Annotated in this window: 24 protein-coding genes and 1 pseudogene; 3 read left to right on the forward strand and 22 right to left on the reverse strand. The window is 37.2% G+C overall.

All coding sequences use genetic code 11. The features are described 5' to 3' along the window. Positions 1-20: 20 nt before the first annotated feature. Both F7731_RS02970 and F7731_RS02975 read right to left on the reverse strand, forming a co-directional pair. Positions 21-848, reverse strand: coding sequence for a metal ABC transporter permease (locus tag F7731_RS02970; RefSeq protein WP_151533276.1), 828 nt, complete (start codon positions 846-848; stop codon positions 21-23). Further along, on the reverse strand, positions 842-1,645 hold the full coding sequence (locus F7731_RS02975) for a metal ABC transporter ATP-binding protein (protein WP_151533277.1): 804 nt from the start codon (positions 1,643-1,645) through the stop codon (positions 842-844). Before F7731_RS02975 ends, F7731_RS02970 begins: the two co-directional genes overlap by 7 nt. 172 nt (positions 1,646-1,817) lie before the next feature. Here F7731_RS02975 and F7731_RS02980 point away from each other — a divergent pair, with 172 nt between their 5' ends. Further along, on the forward strand, positions 1,818-2,072 hold the full coding sequence (locus F7731_RS02980; RefSeq protein ID WP_151533278.1) for a DUF2624 domain-containing protein: 255 nt from the start codon (positions 1,818-1,820) through the stop codon (positions 2,070-2,072). A gap of 59 nt (positions 2,073-2,131) precedes the next feature. Here the strand turns inward: F7731_RS02980 and F7731_RS02985 are convergent, their stop codons facing one another. Then, positions 2,132-3,025 (reverse strand): deoxyribonuclease IV, encoded by an 894-nt coding sequence (locus F7731_RS02985; protein ID WP_151533279.1) that lies wholly within the window; start codon positions 3,023-3,025, stop codon positions 2,132-2,134. 24 nt (positions 3,026-3,049) lie between these two features. Further along, positions 3,050-4,363, reverse strand: coding sequence for a DEAD/DEAH box helicase (locus F7731_RS02990; protein ID WP_151533280.1), 1,314 nt, complete (start codon positions 4,361-4,363; stop codon positions 3,050-3,052). A 184-nt stretch (positions 4,364-4,547) separates the two neighbouring features. On the opposite strand from F7731_RS02990, the gene vrrA reads away from it, so the two are divergent. Together vrrA and F7731_RS03000 are read left to right on the forward strand one after the other, a co-directional pair. Further along, the gene (gene vrrA, locus F7731_RS02995) at positions 4,548-5,204 is read left to right on the forward strand and encodes a VrrA/YqfQ family protein (protein WP_151533281.1); all 657 of its coding nucleotides are present in this window, start codon (positions 4,548-4,550) and stop codon (positions 5,202-5,204) included. 188 nt (positions 5,205-5,392) lie between these two features. Next, positions 5,393-6,334, forward strand: a complete 942-nt coding sequence (locus F7731_RS03000; RefSeq protein WP_151533282.1) for a 4-hydroxy-3-methylbut-2-enyl diphosphate reductase — start codon at positions 5,393-5,395, stop codon at positions 6,332-6,334. Between the two features lie 47 nt (positions 6,335-6,381). On the opposite strand, the gene F7731_RS03005 is transcribed toward F7731_RS03000, so the two are convergent. The 18 genes and pseudogenes from F7731_RS03005 to F7731_RS03090 all read right to left on the reverse strand — a co-directional run bounded on the left by F7731_RS03005 (position 6,382) and on the right by F7731_RS03090 (position 24,782). Further along, positions 6,382-7,497, reverse strand: coding sequence for a Nif3-like dinuclear metal center hexameric protein (locus F7731_RS03005; RefSeq protein WP_151533283.1), 1,116 nt, complete (start codon positions 7,495-7,497; stop codon positions 6,382-6,384). Beyond that, entirely contained in the window at positions 7,484-8,203 is a 720-nt protein-coding gene (locus F7731_RS03010; RefSeq protein WP_151533284.1) for a tRNA (adenine(22)-N(1))-methyltransferase, read from the reverse strand. The genes F7731_RS03005 and F7731_RS03010 overlap by 14 nt, the downstream gene beginning before the upstream one ends. Before the next feature lie 184 nt (positions 8,204-8,387). Beyond that, positions 8,388-8,750: a cytochrome c550 gene (gene cccA, locus F7731_RS03015; protein ID WP_151533285.1), complete on the reverse strand. Its 363-nt coding sequence runs from the start codon at positions 8,748-8,750 to the stop codon at positions 8,388-8,390. A 321-nt stretch (positions 8,751-9,071) separates the two neighbouring features. Continuing rightward, positions 9,072-9,602, reverse strand: coding sequence for a hypothetical protein (locus tag F7731_RS03020; RefSeq protein WP_151533286.1), 531 nt, complete (start codon positions 9,600-9,602; stop codon positions 9,072-9,074). Positions 9,603-9,682: 80 nt separating this feature from the next. Then, positions 9,683-10,810 carry an RNA polymerase sigma factor RpoD gene (gene rpoD / locus F7731_RS03025; protein WP_151533287.1) on the reverse strand — a complete coding sequence of 376 codons (1,128 nt, stop codon included), beginning with the start codon at positions 10,808-10,810 and terminating at the stop codon, positions 9,683-9,685. Between the two features lie 52 nt (positions 10,811-10,862). Then, positions 10,863-12,674, reverse strand: a complete 1,812-nt coding sequence (dnaG, locus tag F7731_RS03030; RefSeq protein ID WP_151533288.1) for a DNA primase — start codon at positions 12,672-12,674, stop codon at positions 10,863-10,865. Between the two features lie 110 nt (positions 12,675-12,784). Continuing rightward, positions 12,785-13,066, reverse strand: a pseudogene (locus F7731_RS27235) (DUF188 domain-containing protein); the annotation flags it as partial. A 530-nt stretch (positions 13,067-13,596) separates the two neighbouring features. Next, complete coding sequence (locus F7731_RS03040; RefSeq protein ID WP_151533289.1) at positions 13,597-14,415, reverse strand: pyruvate, water dikinase regulatory protein; 819 nt, start codon at positions 14,413-14,415, stop codon at positions 13,597-13,599. Between the two features lie 29 nt (positions 14,416-14,444). Next, positions 14,445-15,080: a transcriptional regulator CcpN gene (ccpN, locus tag F7731_RS03045; RefSeq protein ID WP_151533717.1), complete on the reverse strand. Its 636-nt coding sequence runs from the start codon at positions 15,078-15,080 to the stop codon at positions 14,445-14,447. A 185-nt stretch (positions 15,081-15,265) separates the two neighbouring features. Continuing rightward, positions 15,266-17,338, reverse strand: coding sequence for a glycine--tRNA ligase subunit beta (glyS, locus tag F7731_RS03050; RefSeq protein WP_151533290.1), 2,073 nt, complete (start codon positions 17,336-17,338; stop codon positions 15,266-15,268). Next, entirely contained in the window at positions 17,331-18,221 is an 891-nt protein-coding gene (gene glyQ / locus F7731_RS03055; RefSeq protein ID WP_151533291.1) for a glycine--tRNA ligase subunit alpha, read from the reverse strand. Before glyQ ends, glyS begins: the two co-directional genes overlap by 8 nt. A gap of 519 nt (positions 18,222-18,740) precedes the next feature. Beyond that, a complete protein-coding gene (recO, locus tag F7731_RS03060) occupies positions 18,741-19,505 on the reverse strand; it encodes a DNA repair protein RecO (protein ID WP_151533718.1) in 765 nt (254 codons plus the stop codon). Positions 19,506-19,535: 30 nt separating this feature from the next. Beyond that, the gene (locus F7731_RS03065) at positions 19,536-19,679 is read right to left on the reverse strand and encodes a YqzL family protein (RefSeq protein WP_151533292.1); all 144 of its coding nucleotides are present in this window, start codon (positions 19,677-19,679) and stop codon (positions 19,536-19,538) included. A gap of 178 nt (positions 19,680-19,857) precedes the next feature. Next, a complete protein-coding gene (era, locus tag F7731_RS03070; RefSeq protein WP_151533293.1) occupies positions 19,858-20,772 on the reverse strand; it encodes a GTPase Era in 915 nt (304 codons plus the stop codon). Continuing rightward, positions 20,765-21,163, reverse strand: coding sequence for a cytidine deaminase (locus tag F7731_RS03075; protein WP_151533294.1), 399 nt, complete (start codon positions 21,161-21,163; stop codon positions 20,765-20,767). The genes era and F7731_RS03075 overlap by 8 nt, the downstream gene beginning before the upstream one ends. A 598-nt stretch (positions 21,164-21,761) precedes the next feature. Next, a complete protein-coding gene (locus tag F7731_RS03080; RefSeq protein ID WP_151533295.1) occupies positions 21,762-22,145 on the reverse strand; it encodes a diacylglycerol kinase family protein in 384 nt (127 codons plus the stop codon). Then, positions 22,123-22,593 carry an rRNA maturation RNase YbeY gene (gene ybeY / locus F7731_RS03085; RefSeq protein WP_151533296.1) on the reverse strand — a complete coding sequence of 157 codons (471 nt, stop codon included), beginning with the start codon at positions 22,591-22,593 and terminating at the stop codon, positions 22,123-22,125. Before ybeY ends, F7731_RS03080 begins: the two co-directional genes overlap by 23 nt. Continuing rightward, positions 22,590-24,782, reverse strand: a complete 2,193-nt coding sequence (locus F7731_RS03090) for an HD family phosphohydrolase (RefSeq protein ID WP_151533297.1) — start codon at positions 24,780-24,782, stop codon at positions 22,590-22,592. Before F7731_RS03090 ends, ybeY begins: the two co-directional genes overlap by 4 nt.

Genomic DNA, 24,782 nt, shown 5'->3' on the forward strand with positions numbered 1-24,782 from the left:
TAAACACTTGTTGTTACATTTTAATTTAGCCTTTTAATGAGAATTGTTATAACTAAGATTAACACAGCTAACATGACAATCGTTCCGCCAGGCGCCAAATCTAAATAATATGATAGGGTTAATCCGCCTAACACAGATGTTTCGCCAAATATAATTGAATAGAATATTGTCTGTTTGAACCCTTTAGCGATTCGAATGCTCGCAGCCACAGGCAATGTCATTAAAGACGAAACGAGCAAAATACCAACAATTCGCATGGATGCGGCAATAACAAGGGCAACTAATATTATAAAAATAAAATGAACACTTCTTGCGGCAATTCCAGAGGCTTTAGCATGCTCCTCATCAAAAGACAACAAAAATAATTCTTTATATAAAAGAAAAACAAGAGATATAACAAGAACACTAATAACAGCAATTGTCCATAAATCTACTCGGCTAACTGCGCTTACACTGCCGAATAAATAACTGAATAAATCTGTATTAAAGCCATTTGCAAGTGATATAAAAATGACGCCTAATCCAATCCCGCCTGACAATATGATTGGAATCGCAAGCTCTTGATAATGCTTATAAACGGTTCGAAGCTTTTCAATAAATAAAGATCCCGTTACTGAAAATGCCATCCCCATATAAATTGGATTTAATCCGCTTAAACCAACAAATTTCTTCTCTAGAAAAAGACTAGCTGCAATTCCCGCTAGTGTAACATGGCTTAACGCATCTGCAATTAGCGAAAGTCTGCGGACAACGATAAAGACACCTAGTAAGGGAGCGATAATGCCAATAATAATTCCCGTTAAAAAGGCATTTTGCAAAAATTCGTATTGTAATAAACTAGCTAGCATTGCCCCGCTCCTTCATGTTGATGATGGTGATGATCATGATGATGTGTCAAAATATTGACATCATGGCCATAAAAATCAGACAACTCTTCCATTTTCAATTGTTCAAATTCCATCGTTTCTCCATGAAAATGCAAATGTTTATTTAAACAAGCAACATGAGTCACCTTGTCAGATATAGCGCCAATATCATGTGTCACTAATAAAAGTGTAATTCCTAAATCTTTATTAAGCACATGAAGCATATCATAAAAGGATTGAACATTTTGGGCATCAACCCCAACAGTAGGCTCGTCAAGTATTAGAAGCTTCGGATCGCTCACTAAAGCTCTCGCAATAAATACTCGCTGCTGTTGACCACCTGAAAGTTCGCCAATATTGCGTTTTTGAAATGGAAGGAGGCCAACAGAATCAATGGCTTGAATAACCTTCTGCTGATCCTCTTTTTTCATAAATTTGAAAAGCCCAAGCTTTTTTGTTAATCCACTTGCTACTACCTCAAAAACTGTTGCTGGAAAACCAGTATTAAAAGAATTTGCTTTTTGTGAAACAAAACCAATTTTTTGCCAATCCTTAAATTTGCTGACATCATCACCGAATAGACGGATTTCCCCTGTTTGCATTTTGAGTAATCCAAGGATGAGTTTTAGTAACGTTGATTTTCCTGAACCATTCGGTCCTACAATTCCAAGAAACGCACCCTCTTCAATGGCTAAGTTTATATTTTCAAGAACATTTTCTTTTTCGTATCGGTAAAATAATTGATTTATTTCAATTATCGGCGTAGATTGCGCCTTCATTTGTATCACCTTTTTCAAATTAAGAATCATTCCGATTTAACAAAAGAAAGTATACAGGAAGAGAAAAGATTTGTAAAGAAACAAGGGGGACAAAGCAGAAAAGAAATAGTTATAATTATTTGTCACGATTTTTTATAATCCATCATAAAGTACATTTGAGGGGTGATGAGAGTTGAAAATTTTTGAAAATATCATCAATCATAAAATAAACAATATTTCTGTTGCTGAGTTATTAAAGTATGGAGAGCAATTTCAAGTATCAATCACTAAACAGCAAGCGAATAAAATTGCTGAGTATCTTCGCGGAAAAAACATAAATATTTTTAATGATGCTGAACGTTCAAAAGTTGTAAAGGCCATTGCCAAAATTGCGGGCCCTGAAACTGCTAGAGAAGTGAACCGTTTGTTTCTCCAATTGGCAAAATAATATTAATTGTAAGAGGAAAAAAGCTGTAATTTACTATCAGCTTTTTCCCTCTTAGCACATTAACCTCGCGTTATTAAATCAAGTAGATCTTCATTAAATTCTTGTGCACGCAGCATGGAAAGCTCATGTTTATATGGCGCTTTTTTATTGTTTTTGTCTTCGCCGACATATGGAGTCTCAAGAATTTTAGGAACATCCTTTAACTGAGGATGATGGACAATATAGTTTAACGCTTTAAAGCCGATATGACCAAAACCAATATTCTCATGACGGTCCTTTTTCATTCCGCGTTCATTTTTACTGTCATTAATATGCATAACCTTTAGTCGGTCGAGGCCGATAATGCGATCAAATTGCTCTAACACACCATCAAAATCTTCCACAATATTATAACCGGCATCATGTATATGGCAAGTATCGAAGCAGACAGAAAGATGGTCATTATAATTGACTCCATCAATAATCATCGCTAATTCCTCGAATGTCTTTCCGCATTCGGAGCCTTTTCCCGCCATCGTTTCAAGGGCAATTTGGACCTTTTCATCCCCTGCTAATACTTCGTTTAACCCTTCAACAATCTTCTTAATTCCAGCCTCTGTACCGGCTCCTACATGCGCTCCTGGATGCAATACGATCTGTTTGGCGCCAATTGCTTCCGTACGATCGATTTCAGTTCTTAAGAAGTTTACACCTAATTCAAAAGTACTTGGGTTTTCTGTATTGCCAATATTAATAATATACGGGGCATGGACAATAATATCGGATATTCCATTTGCCTCCATATGCTTTAAACCTGCTTCAATATTTAAATCTTCTATTTTCTTTCGTCTCGTATTTTGTGGTGCACCCGTATAAATCATAAACGTGTTGGAACCATAGGAGACGGCTTCCTCACTCGCCGCTAAGAGCATTTTTTTCCCACTCATCGAAACATGAGATCCGATTTTTGGCATATTTCTCTCTCCCTTTCTCTAATCTTATTTTTTTCTCTGTAATCTTCTTTGGCGCTTTTTGAAGCTTTCAATTTCAGATTGCATTTTCTTTTTATACCCTGGCTTAACTTTTTTAGGTTTTTGGACAATTGAATGTGCTTGTTTATCAATGTTATCTGTTTGCTTTTGACGATTTTTCCGCTTGTTTCGACTACCTAAATCTGTCCATTCCCCCTTGAGAAGGTCTACATGATGGAACTCAATGTCCATTTTCTCAAGACGATTTAGTGCATCCTCATCAGATGGATCATATATGGTTAACGCAATCCCTGAATATCCAGCACGAGCTGTTCTGCCGACACGGTGTATATAAAAGTCTAAGTCCGAAGGCAGCTCATAGTTAATGACATGACTAATTCCTTGAATATCGATTCCTCTTGCTGCCAAATCTGTCGCAACAATATATTGAAATTCTAAATCCTTTATTTGCTTCATCATCTTTTTTCGTTCACGCGGATTAAGATCTCCATGTATGCGGCCAACTTTTAAGCCCTTTTTAATTAATGAATCCGCCACTTCATCTGCCATCTTCTTTGTATTCGTAAAAACAATTGCCAAATAAGGATTAAATACAGTCAAGGCTTCATATACAAGCTTATCCTTATTACGATGTCTAGAAGGCATGATCCAATGATCAATTTTAGCTGCAGCTACTTGTTTAGGATCAACTTGAATGTATTTTGGGTTTTCCATATATTTCTTTAAAAATGGTTTTAATTTCTCCGGGATTGTCGCGGAAAAAATCAGCATCTGTAGCTTTTCTGGCATTCTCGAAGCGATTTGATCAATATCCTCAATGAAGCCCATGTCTAGCATTAAATCTGCTTCATCGACAACTAGCATTGTTGCTGTGTGCACAAATAGTGCTTGTTCCTTCACAAGATCATTAATTCTTCCTGGAGTACCGACAACGATTTGCGGCTGATTTTTTAATTTTTCAATCGATCTTTGCTTGTCCGTACCTCCGACGTAACAGCGTGCAGAAATTTCTTCTCCTTCACGGCAATGCTTCGTTACTTTTAGGATTTCATGGTAAATTTGGCTTGCCAGTTCCCTTGTCGGTGCAGCGATGACAGCTTGTACTTCCTGTTTTTCAAAATCTATTTTTTGTAAAATAGGCAAAACATAGGCATGAGTTTTTCCGGTACCTGTTTGAGACTGCCCTATGGCTGACTCTCCTTTTAACACCGTTGGAATTAATCTTTCTTGTATTTCCGTTGGCTCAAAAAAGCCTAATTCGTTCACCGCATCCTCAATAAATGCTTTCAATTCAAAACGTGCAAATTTATTTTCTATCATTTATTTAACTCCTTCATTTCGATTCAAGTAATCATCCTGTTATTATAATAAAATTTGCTTGAAATAACCACCCATACCTTTCTTCTTAAAGTTTTCAATTTAATTAGTAAATATAAAACAGTTAAAACCATTTCGACATTTGTGCATAGCTTATTACTAATAGATAAGAATGGAGGCCAATTATATGATAAATGGACCAAGGGCACCTTTTCACGGAGGAATGCCTCCTCATGCCTTTAGAAATCAAATGTTCGGCCCTCCTCCAATGGGCTTCCGGGGGGCTCAGCCCTTCATGAGAGGCCCAGGAGCTCCGATGGGTGGTGCAGGCGGCCCAATGGCTAGAGGTGGATTCAGAGGACTGGGAGTCCCTCAGCAAATGAGACAAGGCGGTGGCAGCGGAGGGCTTTTCTCCAAACTATTAGGCCGTGGAAACTCAGGCCGCGGTTTGGGTGGAGGTGCAATGCAAACAGCAAGTAGAGCAGCTGGCGCAGGGAATACCGGTGCAGGCGGAATTCTTAAATCACTTAGCGACCCTGGAGCGGTTACAGGCTTTTTACAAAATACACAAAAGGTACTAAATACTGCTCAACAAATTGGACCAATGGTTCAGCAATATGGTCCCCTCGTAAGAAACATCCCTGCTATATGGAAGCTTTATAGAGGAATTAAAGGCTCATCAAATGAAACTTCCGAAGAAAAGGAAAAAGAAATTAAGAAACCTAAAAAAACTAAAAAGGCTGCTAATACTAAGAAACAAGATACTCCAATTATCGAAGAGTCCACAATAGAAAATGAGAAAAAAGCTGAAATTGGAATGTCAAAACCGAAACTCTATGTATAATATTTTCCCTATAAAAACATTATTTTGACCATTGCCATGCTGAGAAACACTTCGCTATTTATCCCCTTTTAGTATTATTATTATCAATTGTCCTTTATAATAGTATAAGTGTATGTTCATTGAACTGATTGAACAGCAAAATATTGAATATTTATCTTCTTAGATCTTATCTAAAGGGGGCTTTATATTTGGAAATTATTAAAATCTCGCCTCGTGGTTATTGCTACGGAGTTGTTGATGCGATGGTCATTGCAAGAAATGCTGCTCTTGATAAAACCTTGCCAAGGCCTATTTATATACTAGGAATGATTGTACACAATAAACATGTTACTGATGCTTTTCAAGAGGATGGCATTATCACCCTTGACGGAAACAATCGTCTTGAAATTCTCGAAAAGGTTGATAAAGGAACAGTTATCTTTACCGCTCACGGGATCTCACCACAGGTTAGAGAATTAGCGAAGCAAAAGGGCCTCGTGACGATCGATGCAACTTGTCCAGATGTAACAAGAACACATGATTTAATTAAGGATAAAACGGAACAAGGCTTTGAAATTATCTACATCGGTAAAAAAGGCCATCCTGAACCAGAAGGAGCAATTGGCGTCGCACCACAACAAGTTCATCTTGTTGAAACGATTGATGATGTAAATGCTCTTCAAATCGAAAATGATAAAGTTGTTGTCACGAATCAAACGACGATGAGTCAATGGGATGTTAAGCACGTAATGGAGCAAATTAAAGAAAGATATCCGCATGCCGAATTCCATAAAGAAATTTGCCTTGCAACACAAGTTCGTCAAGAAGCAGTCGCTGAACAAGCTGGTAAGGCAGATGTACTAATTGTCGTTGGCGATCCAAAAAGCAATAACTCAAACCGTTTGGCACAAGTTTCAGAAGAAATTGCTAGTACGAAGGCGTACCGAATCGCCGATGTTTCTGAGCTTGAAATTGACTGGATTAAGGATGCTTCCACTGTAGCTGTAACATCTGGAGCATCAACACCTACTCCAATTACAAAAGAAGTGATCTCGTTTATTGAACAGTTTAATCCGTTTGATGAAACAACGTGGAATAAAGAAAAAAGAGTACCGTTAAATAAAATTCTGCCTAAAGTAAAGAAATCATAACTTAAGAAAGAGGACGAAACCGTCCTCTTTTTCTTTTTAAAAACTTTTTAAACAAACTGAAAAGGATCTGTATGGATTTCAGAAGCAAAAATTGAAACCTCATACCCCTTTTCTTGACACATTTTTGTCAATTGGCTTGCAACACCTTTTTTCATTACCTTTTCAACATTATGGCCAGGATCAACAACATTAAGCCCCATCATCATCGCATCATGCGCAATGTGGTAATACATATCTCCGGTAACGTAAACATCTGCTCCTTTAAATTTAGCCGAAGTAAAATATTTATTTCCGTCCCCGCCTAGCACCGCTACCTTTTTAACCTTTGAATGTAAATCTCCAACGACACGTACACCATTTACTTCTAGTGTTTTCTTAACATGTTCAGCGAATTCTCCTAATGTCATTTCCGCAATCTCACCAATTCTGCCTAGACCTAATACTTCGCCTTTATTTTCAAGCTTATAAATATCATAAGCAACCTCTTCGTATGGATGCGCTTTAAACATTGCTTTTAAAACTCTATTTTCCAAGTGAGCCGGATAAATCGTTTCAACTTTCTGTTCATTGACAGTTTCGAGTTTCCCGACAGCACCGATAAAAGGATTGGTTCCTTCCTGAGGTAAGAATTGGCCAGTTCCAGGTGATGAGAAGGAACAATGACTATAATTGCCGATTGCCCCTGCTCCTGCGTCTCCCAAAGCGGTTTTAAGAGCGTTTGCATGCTCTTCAGGGACATATACAACCAGTTTCCTTAATTCAGTCTCATATGTAGGATAAAGCACCTCTGTATTAACTAGCTGAAGTGCATCAGCTAGCATATCATTTACTCCGCCTGCTGCTACGTCTAAATTCGTATGGGCAGCATAGACAGCTATATCATGTTTAATTAGCTTCTCTATTAGCCTTCCTGCAGGGGTATCAGTCGCGATCGATTTAAGCGGACGAAAAATAGGCGGATGATGCGCAATGATAAGCTGAACGTTTTTGGAAATTGCTTCATCCACTACCTCTTCCAATACATCCAAAGCAATCATTACGTTTTCAATTGGCTTGTTTAGTCTGCCAATTTGCAAGCCAATTTTATCCCCTTCCATTGCGTATCCTTTTGGAGAAAATTGTTCAAAAAGCTGGATAATTTCATGTCCATTAACCTTTTTCAATTTCCAGTACCTCCTCAACCATCTTAATCTTCTCGATCAGCTCATGTTTTTTGCTTCTTGTTTCCTCAGTATCTGCCGCTTTTTCAAGCTGATTTAATATCCTTTGCCAATTCCTTAATTCAGCCGACCATTTCTTTTTAAAAACGGCGGAATTTTGTTTTAGCAAAAAAGGGCCAAATAATAATTCCATTTGTAATTCTTTTTCCGGTTTATTCAAGGGGTTCCCTTTTTCAGCTACTAAGACTTCATAAATTTTATTATCTTCTTCAAGTATTTCTTCAGCAATAAGAACCCAGCCATTTTGAGAAAGCCAGTTTCTAATGGAGATGGCACTAATATTTGGCTGCAAAATTAACCTTTTTACTGTCTCCAGCTTTTCCTTGCCATCTTCTAAAATGCTTGTTATTAACGCTCCACCCATACCAGCAATGGAAATACAATCTACTTCTTCTGAGCTAATTACTTCAAGGCCATTTCCTTTTCGGACACTTATTTGTTCTTGTAAGCCTTCAATTTCTACTTGTCGTTTGGCAGAATGGTATGGCCCCTCCACTACTTCTCCAGCAACAGCAAATGGGATAATGCCAACTTTCACAGCATAACAAGGTAAATAGGCGTGATCAGAGCCAATATCAGCTAATCGAAATCCTTTCGGTATATTATTTGCAACAACCTCTAAACGTTGTGATAATTTCTCTGTATTCAATTAAGTCACCACTTTTATTTATTTGTCTAGGCTTTATTAGACATAGCTGTTAATTTCAACATTAAGCTATAACACAGGCATTGTCTAAAATCCTTTATTAAAGTATAAAAAAAGTCCTTTACAAAGGCAAAGGACTTTTTTGCTCGAGCACCTGATTTAGGCACTGTCACGTTTCGTATGAAAATTACTTTAATTCAGCTAACCACGCAGCCATTTCGCCTGCTTTATCGGCTGGAACTAAACCTGGAGGCATTGCTCCTTTACCATGTTCAAGAATATCAGCAATTTCATCTTGTGATAAATGATCACCCACACCTTTTAAAGCGGGTCCAACTGCACCTTGGTATTGGTCACCGTGGCACCCAATACAGCTCTTTTGATAGATCTCCTCAGGGCTTGCTGCAGCCGTTTCTTCCGTTTTTCCTCCGCCGCCTTCTTTTTCAGCAGCGATTTGCTCGGCATCTCCAAGTCCTTTGAATGAAATAAGGAGCATGGCTATAATACCTAAAGCAAAAATTAAGATGTACGGCATGACTGGATTTTTCATGTTTAAACCTCCCTTATGTAAGAACATCTCAATATAACTAAATTAATTATACAAACAATTCCTATTCTACTTCATATTGGTGAGAAGGAAAAGCCCTAAAGCTAACTTTGTCCTATCAAATTCAAAAATTAGACAAAACTCTATCAACTAAGATGGAATATCGGGATTTTTATCAAATATTGGCCGCACCCAATTTGTCGAGCAATGACTAATCCCTGAATTCCAGAAGTTCTTTCGCCGATTTCTGTTAGTTTTCCATATTGTTTATTATAAGGGAGGTGATAATTAACAAAACATTTAAAAAAGTTTAAAAATATTTTATTATTTAAATATAAAAATAATAATTAAAATAATTCCTAAAATACCTGAGATGCTGAATGAATGTAATTTTAGCTTCCACCCGGTAAACAACCATAGTAAACAATTCACTACTATTCCTAAATATAGGCCTATCAAGCTTTCTGGATATAATCTTGAAATAAACTCAACGGACGATAATAATAAAATGAAGGCTGAAACAATTAAGGGAATTTGCAACAAGATTCCTTTTCTAATAAAGTATAATGTAAAAATAATGCCGATTAAGACAAATAAAATCGCAAAGGTGATTTGCAAAGTAATAGACAATTCAGTAAAATGGATTAAAACGAAAGTTAACGGAATGAAAAGCATAAATAGATAATGATTTTTCCTGTACCTTTTTTTAGGGCTAGCTGGCCCTTTCATATCTATCGATTCATTGCCTTCCGTATACAAGGCTAAAAGATAATCGCAATAATGTTCGGGGAGCAGACGATTTTTTCTCCAGTTTCTTATTTCGTTAACAATTACCTTTTTTCTAGTTTCATTCATTAGGAAAAACACGTCCAATCTGGAAAAAAAAATAGTTTACCTCTATTGTAAGAAGTAAACTATTTCTTGACAAACATTTTCTATTCTAAAAAGTCTTTTAAACGCTTGCTTCTGCTTGGATGTCTTAATTTACGCAATGCCTTTGCTTCAATTTGACGAATACGTTCACGTGTTACACCAAATACTTTGCCGACTTCCTCTAACGTCCTTGTACGGCCGTCATCAAGCCCAAATCGAAGACGAAGGACATTTTCTTCTCGATCGGTTAAAGTATCAAGAACATCCTCTAGCTGTTCTTTTAACAACTCATAGGCAGCATGCTCTGAAGGTGATGTAGCATCCTGATCTTCAATGAAATCGCCTAAATGAGAGTCATCTTCTTCACCAATTGGTGTTTCTAAAGAAACTGGCTCTTGAGCAATTTTTAGAATTTCTCTAACCTTTTCTGGCGTTAAATCCATATCTTCAGCAATTTCTTCCGGTGTCGGTTCACGACCTAAATCTTGAAGAAGCTGACGCTGAACACGGATTAATTTATTGATCGTTTCAACCATATGAACTGGAATACGAATCGTTCTTGCTTGATCGGCAATAGCTCTTGTGATCGCTTGGCGAATCCACCATGTTGCGTACGTACTGAATTTAAAGCCTTTTCTATAATCAAACTTTTCAACAGCTTTAATTAAGCCCATATTTCCTTCTTGAATTAAATCAAGGAAAAGCATGCCACGGCCTACATATCGTTTTGCAATACTAACAACAAGTCGAAGGTTTGCTTCAGCAAGACGTCTTTTTGCCTCTTCATCTCCCTCTTCAATTCGCTCAGCAAGAGAAATTTCTTCTTCTGCTGATAAAAGGTCAACTCGGCCAATTTCTTTTAAGTACATGCGAACAGGGTCGTTTATTTTAACACCCGGAGGCACACTTAAATCATTTAAATCGAATTCCTCTTCACCTTTTGCTAACTGTTGAACATTTGGGTCTGCATCCTCATCAGTGTCACCGACGATCTCAACTCCTTGATCTCCAAGGAACTCATAAAATTCATCCATTTGATGGGAATCCAATTCAAAATGAGACATTCTTTCCGCAATATCGTCATAGGCAAGAACGCCCGTCTTCTTCCCAATCTCAGTTAATTGTTCTTTCACTTGTTCTAGGGTCAATTCTGAATCAACTTCTTTTGATCGAGCTGATTTTTCAGCCATTTGTCCCCCTCCTTCCAAAGTCACAGAAAATCTTCACAAAAAATTTCCTTATCTATAGAGACTTGCGCAATTGAATAATTTCCATTGCGATCAAGGCAGCCTTTGTAAAATCACTTTGCCGCTCCGCTTCCTTTTGTTCAAGCAGTTTTTCTTTTATCTTTAACATTTTTTGATAATTAAACACCTGTTTTATATAATCCTTTAATTCTTGTTCACTTAATTCATCGTTAATATTCATCATTTCGATGTCAGCGACAATTCTCTTTAGCTTTTCATCATCAATAAAGTCAATGAAAGCACTTGGATTTGGCGGGTGTCCGTTTTCATAAAAGCCTAATAAATATGTGATGATTGCTTGATGTTCATCTACATTAAATGTGTTGCCCTGCAGCATGTCTTGAACTTTAAATGCAAGATCATGATTTTGCAGCATATGCGCAATAAGACTTCTCTCAGCTGTATAATAGGCGGGTTTAAGCTGCTTTGTTTGTTTCGTTAGGACAAGGTGTTTGCTTGCTATTTTATTGGCCTGCCCCTTATTCTTCCGCCTATCCGAAAAATTAATTTGCTTTTCTTGATCTTTTAATGCTTCGAGTGAAAGTGAGAATTCCTCCGCTAGCTGCCGTAAGTAATAATCCTTTTCTACGGCATTTTCTAGCCTGCTGATTTCTGTCAATACTTCTTCGATATAAAGTAGGCGATCTCCTTCATCTTGGAGCTTTTTCCCTCTCCGAAAATATTGAAGTTTAAAAGTCATAAGAGTAGAACTTGCTTCAATTACTTCATGACGGAACTTTTCAGGTCCAAATTGTTTAATATAATCATCTGGGTCAAGTCCATCTGGCATTGAAGCTACCTTAACTTGGCAGCCAGCATCGGAGAACAGATTTGCTGCCCGGAAAGCCGCTTCAATACCCGCGTTATCGGAATCATAACAGATTGTGATAGACTGCGTATTTCTCTTTAAAGCAGCTATATGATCATCAGTCAGCGATGTTCCCATTGTTGCGATACCATTTTCAACACCTGCAAGATCACCAGATATGACGTCGGCAAAGCCTTCAAATAAAACGGCATGATGGAGCTTTTTTATTTGCGGTCTGGCCAAATGGAAATTGTATAAAATTTTGCTTTTATTAAAGATTGGCGTTTCAGGGCTATTTAAATATTTGGGATCGTCGTCCCCTAATGTTCTTCCTGAAAAGGCAATCGTTTTACCACTTTGGTCAAATATCGGAAACATAATTCGGTTTCGAAATCGATCAAAAAAACTGCCATCTTTTTCGCTTTGAATGATTAAGCCTGCTTTTTGCATAACTTCTGCTGAAAATTTTCTTTTTGCAAGGAATTTATATACAAAATCCCAGGAATTTAGGGAATAGCCAATTTGAAATTTTTCAATCGATTCTATTGTAAAACCCCTTGTAAGCAAATAATCTAAAGCATGCTGGCCATCTTTTGTGTTTAACAGCAGATGATGGTAAAATTTACGCAATAACTCGTGTGCCTCCAGCATTTGTTGAATATCAGGAGGAATAGACTTTGGAATTATTGCTGATGGTACATTAATATCAAGCTTTACATGCCCTTTTTCGGCTAATTTAACAGCGGCTTCTTGGAATGAAAATCCTTCTAGATCCATTAAAAACGAAAATGCATTTCCGCCTGCACCACATCCGAAACAATGATAAATTTGTTTATCTGGTGAAACAGAAAAAGATGGTGTATTCTCTCCATGAAACGGACATAGACCAAAATAGTTGCGTCCTTGCTTCTTTAATTGGACGTAGTCGCTAATAATATCAACAATATCAACAGCCTGTCGAATCTCATTCACTTTTTCCTCGGCGATACGCTCTACCATGGGACCCAACAACTCCAATTAATAAAACAATCTTTGATTATAGAAACTTTCACCATCTACCTAAATATTTTCATCTAGTTTAGGCATCATATATAGTATTTCTATAAAAATTAGCGAATTCCTTCAAAATTCGACAAAATCTTTGTCAATTCTTTCACAAACCTTAAGCGATCTTCCCGGCTATATGGCTTGGGGCCCTTCCTATATATCCCCCTTCTGCGCGCTTTTGCTGATAAATATCTCATATCAAGCGCGGTATGAATATCTTTCTCCTCATATAAAAACCCTTTTGGAGATAATACAAAAACTCCTTTAAGTAAAAGCGTCGATGCTAATCCGATGACCTGCGTTACCACAAGATCTCTTCTATGGACATGATTCATGATATATAAGTCGACTGCTTCTTAATTTGTATCAACAAATTTCCAAGCGGCTCCTTGTAAATCATTTTTCATGTGGGCGTAGGAAGCAACAACAATGGCCTCAATTAAGTAGCGCCCTGCAATTTCGACAATTTCTTCCTTTACCGGACATAAATCAGCATCAACTCGGATAATAGGATTGCCTAATGTTCTAATTATTCTACATCACTCCACATAATCCTTCTTTCTAAAGTAACTTTTGGCGAGAAAGAATACACTTATAAAGAGCAAATTTTTTTAAGAAACGGTATGTCGAATTGTTTTTAGGACAGTACCTTGACTTCTCACAATAAATAGTTTATTCGTTCACAATGAACTCTAAACCTAATCTGCAATATTTTTATCACAATTTTTTATTATAGAACAAATACTCGATTATTTCTATTGTTTTATCTTTTTTTTAAAAAATTATTCCAGCCTGCACATGTAAAAAAGAATATTCGAAAGGTTCCGTTTTTATTGCAAAAGAAAAGAAAAAGGCACATAATCGGAATTATGTGCTAGCTTTTCGGAAAGCTTTTGTGATACTGATTTAAAATTAAATTGGCTGTTTCTTCAACCGCTTTATTGGTTACATCAATGACAGGGCATTTTAATTTATTTATGACAGTTTCGAAATAGTTTATCTCTTCTTTAATGCGTTCGATATTTGCATAACTTGCATTATCACTTAATCCTAAAGAAATGAGCCTCTCTTTGCGAATATGATTCAGTTTCTCAGGGCTAATTTTTAATCCGAAGCATTTTTCTGGCTGTACCTTGTATAGCTCTTCAGGCGGATCCACTTCGGGAACAAGCGGTACATTTGCAACCTTTAATCGTTTATGAGCTAAATATTGTGATAGAGGAGTTTTTGATGTTCTTGATACTCCTACAAGAACAATATCTGCTTTCAATATTCCTCGCGGATCGCGTCCATCATCATATTTAACTGCAAATTCAATGGCCTCAATTTTTTTGAAATAATCCTCGTCTAACTTTCTAACGAGCCCTGGTTCTAATAGAGGAGTTTTCCCGTGTAAATGCTGGATTTTATCCATTAATGGCCCGATAATATCACAGGCATAAATTCCTTCCCTATCGGCCAATTCATTAATATAATAACGCATATCCGGCTTAACAAGGGTATAAACAATCATCCCATTGTCTAATTTAGCCAAGGAGATTACTTCGTCAATATGAACTTTGTCCTCAACATATGGAAATCGCTTGATTGTTACTCCGCTACCATTAAACTGGCTAACAGCCGCCTTTGTAACTAATTCAGCAGTCTCTCCAACAGAGTCAGACACAACGTAGATGATTGGCTTCTTTGTCATCCCTTAACACCATCTCCTCTGTCCAATGATTAATTATCTTCTGCTAGAGCAAGAAAAGCTTTTGTTAAATTTGTTTTTGTAATTCTACCGATCACTTCAAAGCCTTTATCTGTTTCTTTCACAACAGGTAATGCATCGATTTGCTTTTCTATTAATTTCCGCGCAATATCAATTAATAAGTCTTCTTTTTCACACATCGCAATATTAGGCATTCTTGTCATGATAATATTGACCGGAATAGTCGTTAATTCCTGTTTGCCAATGCTTGCACGTAATAAATCTTTTCTGGAAAGGACGCCAACAAGTAATGATGATTGATCGACTACAAATAATGTGCCTACATCCTCCAAGAACATCGTACAAATGGCATCATATACTGAAACATTTTCATTCACGACCACAGGTATAGATTGGTAGTCTTTTACATAAAGCTTATTTAAATTATCTGTAAGCAGCTGGGTGCCTGACTTCCCAGTGTAAAAATATCCTACTCTAGGCCTTGCATCCAAAAATCCTGCCATTGTTAAAATGGCTAAATCCGGTCGAAGCGTTGCCCGAGTCAGGTTCAATCTTTCTGCGATATTTTCACCTGTAATTGGACCGTTTTCTTTCACGATTTCTAATATTTTTTCCTGCCGTTTATTTAACTCGATTGTCCTCACCACCTTAATAGAAAAGCGCAAGCGCCATGAATAAAGCTCATTAGGTTATACTGTTATAGAATTATTATATACTATTTAGATGAAATGAAAAGAATTGTGCATTAAGGATGGGAACAATTAATAAAATATTTCAATCAGTATCGAAAATAAGCCTGCCTTTATGGACAGGCCTTTCCAAAAAGAGCATGTTATTTTACTAATATTTCGTTTACATTTGCGAATTTTTTAATCATATCGGCTAGTCTTATCATTTGTGTTAGCCTATTTTGACGAATTTCATGATTATCAGCCATCACCATCGTATTGTCAAAGTATTCATCAATCTCTGGCTTCATCGATACAAGTAGATCAAACTTTTCACTTTCTGTTAACGGGTTATTTAGCTTATCTTCCAGAAGCATGTATTTATGATAAAGATTTTTTTCATATTCATTTTCAAATAAGTCGCGGTTGATCTCTCCGCCTTTTTCAGCCTTAGAAGCAATGTTTAAGACACGGCTTAAAGCCTCGATGCTTTCTTTAAAGCCGCTGTCATCTTTCTTGCTTACAAGAACCTCAGATCTTCTAACAAGAGAAGGAATTGCCCCAATTTCATTGCCTAGCACAGCCTCAATTAAATCATATCTCACTTGCTTTTCTTGAAGAATATGCTTAATTCTTAGTTTAAAGAAACTAATTAATTCATTAGTTAGCTCTTCTCTAGACTTCTTCGCAATTCTCGCCTCTTCAATATGAGTTAGAGCGGAATCAATGAGCCATTCCATTGTAATATTCCATTCTTTATTTAATAAAGTTTGGACAATACCTGTAGCCTGACGTCTTAATGCGTATGGATCTTGAGACCCACTCGGAATAATTCCGATAGCAAAACATGCCGCAATAGTATCCATCTTTTCAGCAATTGAGAGTGCGGCTCCTGCATTACTACTTGGTGTATCGTCTTCCGCATTTCTTGGCATATAATGCTCATTGATTGCTTTTGCTACTTCAGCTGTTTCTCCCTTTTGTAAGGCGTATTTCTCGCCCATAAATCCTTGCAACTCGGGAAATTCATAAACCATATTTGTAACAAGGTCAAATTTACAAATTTCACTTGCCCGATCAGCGGCTTTTTTATCTTCACTATTAAAATTAAGTGTGCCGGCTATTTCATTTGTAAGCTTGCGAACTCGGTTTACTTTTTCAGCCAATGTTCCAATTTCTTCATGATAAACAATTGTTTTTAATTTCGCTAAAGATGCGGCAATTTCAGTTTTCTGATCTTCCTTATAGAAGAATGCGGCATCTGATAATCTTGCTCTTAAAACTTTCTCATTCCCTTTAGCTACTTTTTCAAGATGCTCATGCCCTCCGTTTCGAACTGTAACGAAGAATGGAAGCAGCTTGCCCTCTTTTGATTTCACCGGAAAATATCGTTGATGCTCTTTCATTGAAGTGACTAGAACCTCAGCTGGAATCTCGAGAAACTCTTCTTCAAAGCGTCCAAAGAGTGCTGTCGGATACTCTACTAGGTTATTTACCTCTTCAAGTAAATCCTCATCGATAGGAATAACCCATTCATTTTCTTCGGCAATTTTTGCTAATTGTTCTTTAATTGCTGCTTGTCTTTCTTTCGGGTCAACTATGACATACTGACCAAGAAGCGCTTTTTCATAATCAATTGGCTGATTGATTTCAATTTTATTTCCTAGGAAGCGATGCCCCATTGTCCAGTTTGATGTTTCAACCCCGGTAATTGAAAACGGAACAATCTCATTGCCAAATAGAGCAAGAAGCCATTTAATCGGACGAATATAACGAAGATCATTATTTGCCCATTTCATATTTTTCGGGAAGGTCATGGCTGTAATAATTTGCTGTAGCTCTGGCAATAGGCCAATCGTTTCTTGACCTTGAATGAATTTTTTTACATGAGCATATTCAACGCCTTTAATTTCTTTAAAGAAAATATCGTCAACACTTGCTCCTTGTCCACGGCAGAAGCCGATCGCTGCCTTCGTCCATTCTCCATCAGCATCTATAGCAATTTTTCGTGCTGGTCCTTTTGCTTCCTCATGAATGTCCTTTTGTGCTTCGTCCACTCCCGAAACGAAAACAGCTAAACGGCGCGGTGAAGAGTATGCATTAATCTGTTCAAAGTTTATTTTCTTTTCTAGTAACCAAGCTTGAATTTTGTCTGACAGCTGGTCCATTGAATTAGTTACAAATCTGGCAGGCATTTCTTCCAAGCCGATTTCTAAAAGGAGATCTCTTTTAGCCACGATTCTCTTCCTCCCTTGATTGCAAAATTGGAAAACCTAGCTTTTCACGTTCATCATAGAAGGTTTTTGCTATTTTTCTTGCTAAGTTCCGGCAACGGCCGATATACCCTGTTCTCTCTGTAACCGAAATGGCACCTCTTGCATCTAAAAGGTTAAATACGTGAGAGCATTTCAACACATAATCATATGCCGGATGAACGAGCCCCTCTTCCATTTGACGATGTGCTTCTTTTTCATAAATAGTAAAAAGATTAAATAACATATCTACATCTGACGTTTCAAATGTATATTTAGAATGCTCATATTCTGGCTGTAGGAAGATATCTCTTACAGTAAATCCATTTGTCCATTCAAGATCAAAAACATTTTCCTTTTCCTGAATATAGGAGGCAAGCCTTTCGATCCCATAAGTAATTTCAACAGAAACTGGCTTACATTCAATTCCGCCAACCTGCTGGAAATAAGTAAACTGAGTAATTTCCATCCCGTCTAACCATACTTCCCATCCTAATCCTGCACAGCCAAGCGAAGGATTTTCCCAGTTATCTTCGACGAAGCGAATATCATGTTCAAGTGGATTAATGCCAAGTTTCCGTAATGAATCTAGATACATTTCTTGAATATTATCAGGTGATGGCTTCATAATAACTTGAAATTGATGATGCTGGTAAAGGCGATTTGGATTTTCGCCATATCTTCCGTCTGCTGGACGGCGGGACGGTTCAACATAGGCTACGTTCCAAGGCTCAGGCCCAATTGCCCTTAAGAATGTATACGGGCTCATCGTACCTGCTCCTTTTTCAACATCATAAGCCTGCATTAAAATGCAGCCATAATCTGACCAATGCTTTTGTAGAGTTAAAATCATGTTTTGAATGTTCATTATGGCACCTCTTTCAATGAATACTTTATAGAAATAAGGCTGTTTTCGCATATATTGTTGTTTTAAACCTTCGAAGTTAGCCCGTTGATCTCCGCTGCGGGCACTTGCTTTCCGCGGGGAGGGACGGGAGCCTCCTCGGCGTTTCCGCCTGCGGGGTCTCCCGCTTCCCTCCATTCCCGCAGGAGTCAAGTGCCCTCCGCTCCAATCAACTCAGATGTTTAAATTAAAATCACCTAAAAAAGCAACAAATTTTACGAAAATAGCCTAAAATAAAACACAAAAAACTCCCGTCTCTATGCATGAAGCATAGGGACGAGAGTTTACCCGCGGTTCCACCCTAATTGCTGCTTTATTGGCAGCCACTTTATTCCGGCGTTGCTCAGAAGTGCCTTCCTAAATGAACAATACCCTAGCTCACACCATCCTAGGTTCGCTTTTATTGAATACATTCAGTACTCTTCTTCATCACTGCAACTATTAAATTAATAATTTGAATCATATACGAATCAATATTAATTGTCAAGAATGATCGTTTAGCATATTCTCAAATTTAGCCATTTGATTTAAAAATTTCTTTGTTTTTAAATTTAGACCAGAATATTCGTCATAATAGGCAGTTATTACTTTTTTGAGCTCGGCCTTTGTTTCCGGTTTTACGGAGATATTTCCAAGCCGTGACAAATCAAAATAATAAAACACCCGCAAAAGCTTAACGGTTGCTGGAGAAATTTTATAATGGTACGGGTCTTTTTCCAAGCATCTGTGGCAAATAAGTCCCCCTTCACGAATGGAAAAAGAAAAATGGCCGTCAGTGCTTCCACAAACAGCGCATTGGTTTAATACTGGGTAGAGACCAAGTGCGTTTAACATTTTCATCTCAAAAATATTAACAATGATCTCTGCATCATAGCCTTCATTAATTAAATTTAAAGCTTGGAAAACTAGTTCAAATAAATAAGGATTCGGTTTCCTATCGTCAGTGCCTTTATCAGTTAGATCAACAATATAGCTAGCAAAAGCGGTTAGAAAAATATCTTCACGGATAGAACGCATAGAAGAAATCATTTCTCCCTGCTGCAGGCTTCCAAGTCCGCTGCTTTTTTGTACTAAAAAATAGCCGTATGTAAAAGCTTGGGTGATGGCAGCAAGGCGACTGTTTGGCTTTTTTGCGCCGCGTGCCATCACACCAATTTTTCCCCATTCCCGGGTGTATAAAGTGACAATTTTATTTGTTTCACCATAATTTGTTGTTCTAATAATGATGCCTTCGCATTTTTCAAGCATCATATTCACCATCCCTAAGCTTTAGACAATCTATGAGATGGGAAAGTCTACTTCTGTTAGTTCTGCGTCCTGATTTCCGGGTTTATCTTGAGTTTCCTGTTCTAGCTCTTTAAAGAGAAGATATGTGTCAATATTACCCGTTTGTGAAAACACCTTCCAGGTAAAATCCATCATCGAAAACCCCACCTTTCAGTTATTCAACGCAATATTCTTTATCCCAAATCCTTTACCTTTATCATAGCCTGTCTTTCGAATTTCATAAGAGAAAAATATTGTAAATTAATAATAAACATATTTATAAACAATGAGTAATAACTTAGTTAAGGCTGGGAATTTCCAAGCCAAAAGAGTATTAGTATTCATCCTCACGGAAGCCAAAGTCTCTTAACTGCGTCATTTTATTACGCCAGTCTTTCTGTACCTTTACCCATAATTCTAAAAATACCTTTGATCCCAAGAGATTCTCAATATCAACACGGGCCCTTTGACCAATTTCTTTAAGCATTTTCCCTTGTTTTCCGATAACAATCCCTTTTTGCGAATCTCTTTCGACTATAATGGTAGCCATTACATGAACGATGTCTTTTTCATCTCGGCGCTCCATCTTATCAATCAATACAGCTAATGAATGAGGAATCTCTTCTCTTGTTAAATGAAGAGCTTTCTCCCGAATGAGCTCAGAAACAATAAACCGTTCTGGATGATCGGTCACTTGATCAGCTGGATAGTATTGCGGTCCCTCAGGAATATACTCTTTAATTTGCTTTAATAAATTTTCTACATTATTGCCTTCAAGGGCTGAAATAGGAATAATTTCACTGAAATTATATTTTCCCTTATAAGAATCAATGATTTTTAGCAATTCATCTGGATGAACTTGATCAATTTTGTTGATGACAAGAAAAATGGGAGTACGTACGGTCTGAAACTTCTCCAGAATGAATTCTTCTCCCTTTCCATAGCCTTCTGTGGCATTAACCATAAACAAAATTACATCGACTTCTTTTAATGTATTTTGTGCAACTTTCATCATGAAGTCGCCTAGTTTATGCTTTGGCTTATGAATTCCGGGAGTATCAATAAAAATAAATTGTGCATCATTTGTCGTTAATACACCTTGAACTTTATTCCTAGTCGTTTGCGGTTTATCACTCATTATGGCGATTTTCTGACCAATAACCCGATTTAAAAAGGTTGATTTGCCCACATTTGGCCGACCAATAATGGAAATAAATCCTGATTTATGCCCTTTTACTGTATTATTCATTTAAATCCTCCGGTGAAAAAGCGCCTGGCAGTAATTGTTCAATAGAGATTTCTTGAATATCCCCTTTTAAGTTCGTTAAGATCACTTGCATATCTTTCGGACATAATTCCGCTATTACTTGTCGGCATGCACCGCAAGGGGAACAAGGGCGTTCTGTATCGGCTACAACAGCCATTGCCGTAAAGTTTCTGACTCCTTCAGAATAAGCTTTAAAAATGGCCGTTCTTTCAGCACAGTTACACATGCTATAAGCTGCATTTTCGATATTGCATCCATGATATACTTTTCCGTCTTTAGTTAACAGCGCCGCACCTACTTTAAATTTTGAATATGGAACGTAAGCTTTTTCTCTTGCGACTTTTGCTTCTTCAATTAATTTTTCAAATTGCACTTCAAAGTCTTCCTTTCATATTAGAAGGCTATTACTTCTTTTTATTTTACCTCAAATTGACATAAAAATCATCGTTTGTAGCAAAAACGTAATAAAAAAATTGAATTTTCTAAAAATACGTCCCGCCCTCAACGAGATTGCTTTGTCATTTTATCAGAACTTAGTATACGTTTTCAAATTGGGACATTAGAAAAGCGGAAACGCCTCGCAAAGGAACATCCTGTACGTCTGGGCTAGGCGCGCTGAAGATAGACAATAAAAGCTGTCCTCGTCAAAGGACAGCTTTACGTTATTCGGGGATCTTATGAAATGGCTGTCTTCGCATATATTGTTGTTTTAAGCCTTCGAAGTTTGCCCGTTGAATTCCGCTCCGGGCACACAGCGATCGCGGGGAGGGACGGAAGCCTCCTCGGCGTTACCGCCTTCGGGGTCTCCCGTTTCCCTCTATTTCTAGCAGAACATTGAATAAACATCCGTAAATGGACACTTCACGCCAAAATGCATATGCATTTTGGCGGAGTCAAGTGCCCTCCGCTCCAATCAATTCAGATGGTTAAATTAATATCACACTAAAAGCAAGATACTTTACGAAAGCAGCCTATGTAATCAATAATAATATTTTAGGAAGGAAAACAATCAATCCAATAATAACAGACATGATTGCAAAGAGAAGTACAGCTCCAGCTGCAATATCCTTTGCTGCCTTTGCGAGCGGATGATACTCTTCCGTAACTAAATCTACCACTTTCTCAATCGATGTATTAACCATTTCCATAGAAAGCATACCGCCAATAGAAAAAATAATAAAAAGCCATTCTAAATAGGAAATGGATAACAATGCTCCCATTATTATTACGATAACCGTAACACCTAAATGAATTTGAAAATTTCTTTCTTGTTTAACAGCTTGTTTGATGCCAGCAAAAGCATAACCAAAAGACTTTAAAAACGGAGCTTTCTTACCTTTGGAGGCCGAATTCATCTAAAATGTCCTTTTGACGGGAAAACATGATCTTTTCATCCTCTTCCGTTTCGTGATCATAACCAAGGAGATGAAGAAACCCGTGAACAGCTAGAAAACCTAATTCACGCATAAAAGAGTGTCCATATTCATCAGCCTGCTCTTTTGCTCTAGATATAGAAATAACGATATCACCCAACACTCGAGGCATTTCAACGCCAATTAGCTCCATCTCTCCTTCACCCATTTCTTCCATAGCGAATGAAATGACATCTGTCACACTGTCTTTTTGCCGATATTCTTTATTAATTTCTCTAATTTTTTCGTTGCTGACAAATGTGAGTGATACTTCTGTTTCGTCTTCAACTTTTTCATAAACGGCTGCAAAATTTAGCAGTTCACTAATATAAGAAGCTTGCTCCTCTGTCAATTCATTTGTTTCATCTAAAAAATCTAAATTTAAACTCATGCTTGTTTCACCTTCTGCTTTGTGATTTCTGGATACTCAATTCTTGAGTGGAAAATACCGTTTAAAGTTTCACAAAAAGAGTTTGCAGCAATTTCCAATTCCTTTAATGTTAAATCGCACTCATTGAGTTGCCCGTCTTGTAGACGATCTGCAATAATATTTCTTACGAGCCCTTCAATTTGTTCTGGAGTTGGAGAAGACATAGAACGGACGGCTGCTTCAACACTATCTGCAATCCCAACAATGGCTGCCTCTTTCGTCTGGGCTTTCGGTCCCGGATAACGATAATCTTCCTCTCTCACATCAAGTCCATTTTGATTTGCTTTATGATAAAAATATTTAAGAAGTGTTGTTCCATGATGCTGCTCTGCTATATCAACAATTTCCTTTGGCATTTTATGCTTCCTAAGCATTTCAGCCCCATCTGTTGCATGGGCAATAATAATATTTTTACTCGTCTGCGGAGGCAATCGATCATGAGGATTCTCGATATTCATTTGGTTTTCAATAAAAAACTGCGGCCTCTTCGTTTTGCCAATATCATGGTAGTAACAGCCGACTCTTGCTAACAAACCATTAGCACCAATTGCCTCACAAGCTGACTCAGACAAATTTGCTACCATAACACTATGATGATACGTTCCAGGTGCTTCCGTCAAAATTTTTCTTAATAGTGGGTGATTCGGGCTAGATAGTTCAATAAGCCTAATTGTTGAAAGGATTCCAAATCCTGCTTCAAAAAAAGGAAGCAAGCCAATTGCCAAAACGGCAGACAAAATACCCGAAATAACTCCAATGACAAAGTAAAAGCCAAATTCAAGCCCATCGTATTGTCCATTTCTTAGAAAAACAAGCGAAAAGATAATAATGACATTTACAGCGGCGACAAACATTCCAGCTTGTAAAATCTTTGAGCGATTTTTTTGCTTCGTTAAAAAAATTATCCCAGCTAATCCGCTACAAATAATATAAATACTTGAAGAAACATGAAAAGTTCCTGGTATTCCTTCATTAAAAATAATGCTGCCGCAAATCGCCATAATAATCGTAAAAAGGACAGCCATTCTTTCATCAATTAAAATTCTAATCAAAATGGCACCCATCGCCGCAGGGAAAATAAAGCTGATTTCTGAGTATTTTAAGGCTGGAAAGAAGCTTATTCCTTTCATGATTAAAATGGATAAGGCAAATATTAAGCTAAACAATAATAAATAACTTTGCTTCAGCTCAGATTTTAGCTGTAATTGATTAAAATTATAATAAAGGGCAGCAAGAATAATAAAAGTAATTAATCCGAGGCCAACGAAGGGCTGAATTGAATTATTGCTCTCAAGTAAACCGACAAGCCCTAGTTGTCTATATATATCCCGGCTAATTAACTGTTGCTCCTCGACAATAATTTGTCCTTGAAGAATCTTAACTGGCTCAACACTCTCTACCGCTTGTTGTCTCAGTTCTTCTGTTGCAGTCGGATCATAAAACTCATTTTGATAAACAGCATATCTTCCTAATTCAATTGCTGCAGGTTTTAGACCAGAATTCAAACTCGTAAATTTCAGTTCTTCCTCTAAACGTTTTTTCGCGTTTTCGACTTCATCAGCAGGGATTCTTTTGCTCATGACATTATTTACGGCTGTAACCGTCATATCTCTAGCAATAGTAAGCTCGTTTCTAGATACTTGTAATAAGGTAAGTAATGTTTGGTCTGAAATTTCCTTTGTTACATCTTCTGTGAGCTTTTCCTTCATTCGAGTTAATTTATCTGAAAGGGTCGGCTCGGGAAAATCTTTTATTTTATTTTCCGGTTCCTTTGCTTGCTCAGCAGCTTTCTGCTTTGCTTCAATATCATCCTTAATTTCATCATTTACTTCAGTAGCAGAATCGAAAATAGATGTGATTAAGTCAACACGGTTCTGCGCAATTTCCTTTTTAACGACATAAACATCTTGAACATGATCAGCTGCTTCTTTTTTCCTTCTTTCAGTTAAAGCTTTATCTTCAATGGTAATCGGGGATCGAATTGTTTGTTCCGCAATAGAGAAAAGTGTTAAATCTAATTTCTCCGGCTTAACATTACTAAACATTGCAAGGAACATGACAATTCCGAGAAAAACAAATAGCAGAACTCTAAAAAAAGTCATTTCTAATAAATTTCTTATTTTCATCAAATATTGCTGCAGTTTTTCCAA

This window comes from Cytobacillus depressus, from assembly GCF_008923245.1.
Lineage (GTDB): Bacteria > Bacillota > Bacilli > Bacillales > Cytobacillaceae > Cytobacillus > Cytobacillus depressus.

Coding starts and splice junctions, on each gene's coding strand:
- glyQ (WP_151533291.1), bottom strand. CDS start 18,221: ATGAACATTCAAAACATGATTTTAACTCTACAAAAGCATTGGTCAGAT.
- F7731_RS02985 (WP_151533279.1), bottom strand. CDS start 3,025: ATGCCAAAAATCGGATCTCATGTTTCGATGAGTGGGAAAAAAATGCTC.
- F7731_RS02970 (WP_151533276.1), bottom strand. CDS start 848: ATGCTAGCTAGTTTATTACAATACGAATTTTTGCAAAATGCCTTTTTA.
- F7731_RS02975 (WP_151533277.1), bottom strand. CDS start 1,645: ATGAAGGCGCAATCTACGCCGATAATTGAAATAAATCAATTATTTTAC.
- F7731_RS03040 (WP_151533289.1), bottom strand. CDS start 14,415: ATGACAAAGAAGCCAATCATCTACGTTGTGTCTGACTCTGTTGGAGAG.
- recO (WP_151533718.1), bottom strand. CDS start 19,505: ATGCTTGAAAAATGCGAAGGCATCATTATTAGAACAACAAATTATGGT.
- F7731_RS03020 (WP_151533286.1), bottom strand. CDS start 9,602: ATGAATGAAACTAGAAAAAAGGTAATTGTTAACGAAATAAGAAACTGG.
- ybeY (WP_151533296.1), bottom strand. CDS start 22,593: ATGAGTTTAAATTTAGATTTTTTAGATGAAACAAATGAATTGACAGAG.
- F7731_RS03080 (WP_151533295.1), bottom strand. CDS start 22,145: ATGAATTCGGCCTCCAAAGGTAAGAAAGCTCCGTTTTTAAAGTCTTTT.
- dnaG (WP_151533288.1), bottom strand. CDS start 12,674: ATGGTAGAGCGTATCGCCGAGGAAAAAGTGAATGAGATTCGACAGGCT.
- rpoD (WP_151533287.1), bottom strand. CDS start 10,810: ATGGCTGAAAAATCAGCTCGATCAAAAGAAGTTGATTCAGAATTGACC.
- cccA (WP_151533285.1), bottom strand. CDS start 8,750: ATGAAAAATCCAGTCATGCCGTACATCTTAATTTTTGCTTTAGGTATT.
- F7731_RS03065 (WP_151533292.1), bottom strand. CDS start 19,679: ATGATGGATTTTACCTGGAAGGTGTTTTCACAAACGGGTAATATTGAC.
- F7731_RS02990 (WP_151533280.1), bottom strand. CDS start 4,363: ATGATAGAAAATAAATTTGCACGTTTTGAATTGAAAGCATTTATTGAG.
- era (WP_151533293.1), bottom strand. CDS start 20,772: ATGAATAATACAGTAAAAGGGCATAAATCAGGATTTATTTCCATTATT.
- vrrA (WP_151533281.1), top strand. CDS start 4,548: ATGATAAATGGACCAAGGGCACCTTTTCACGGAGGAATGCCTCCTCAT.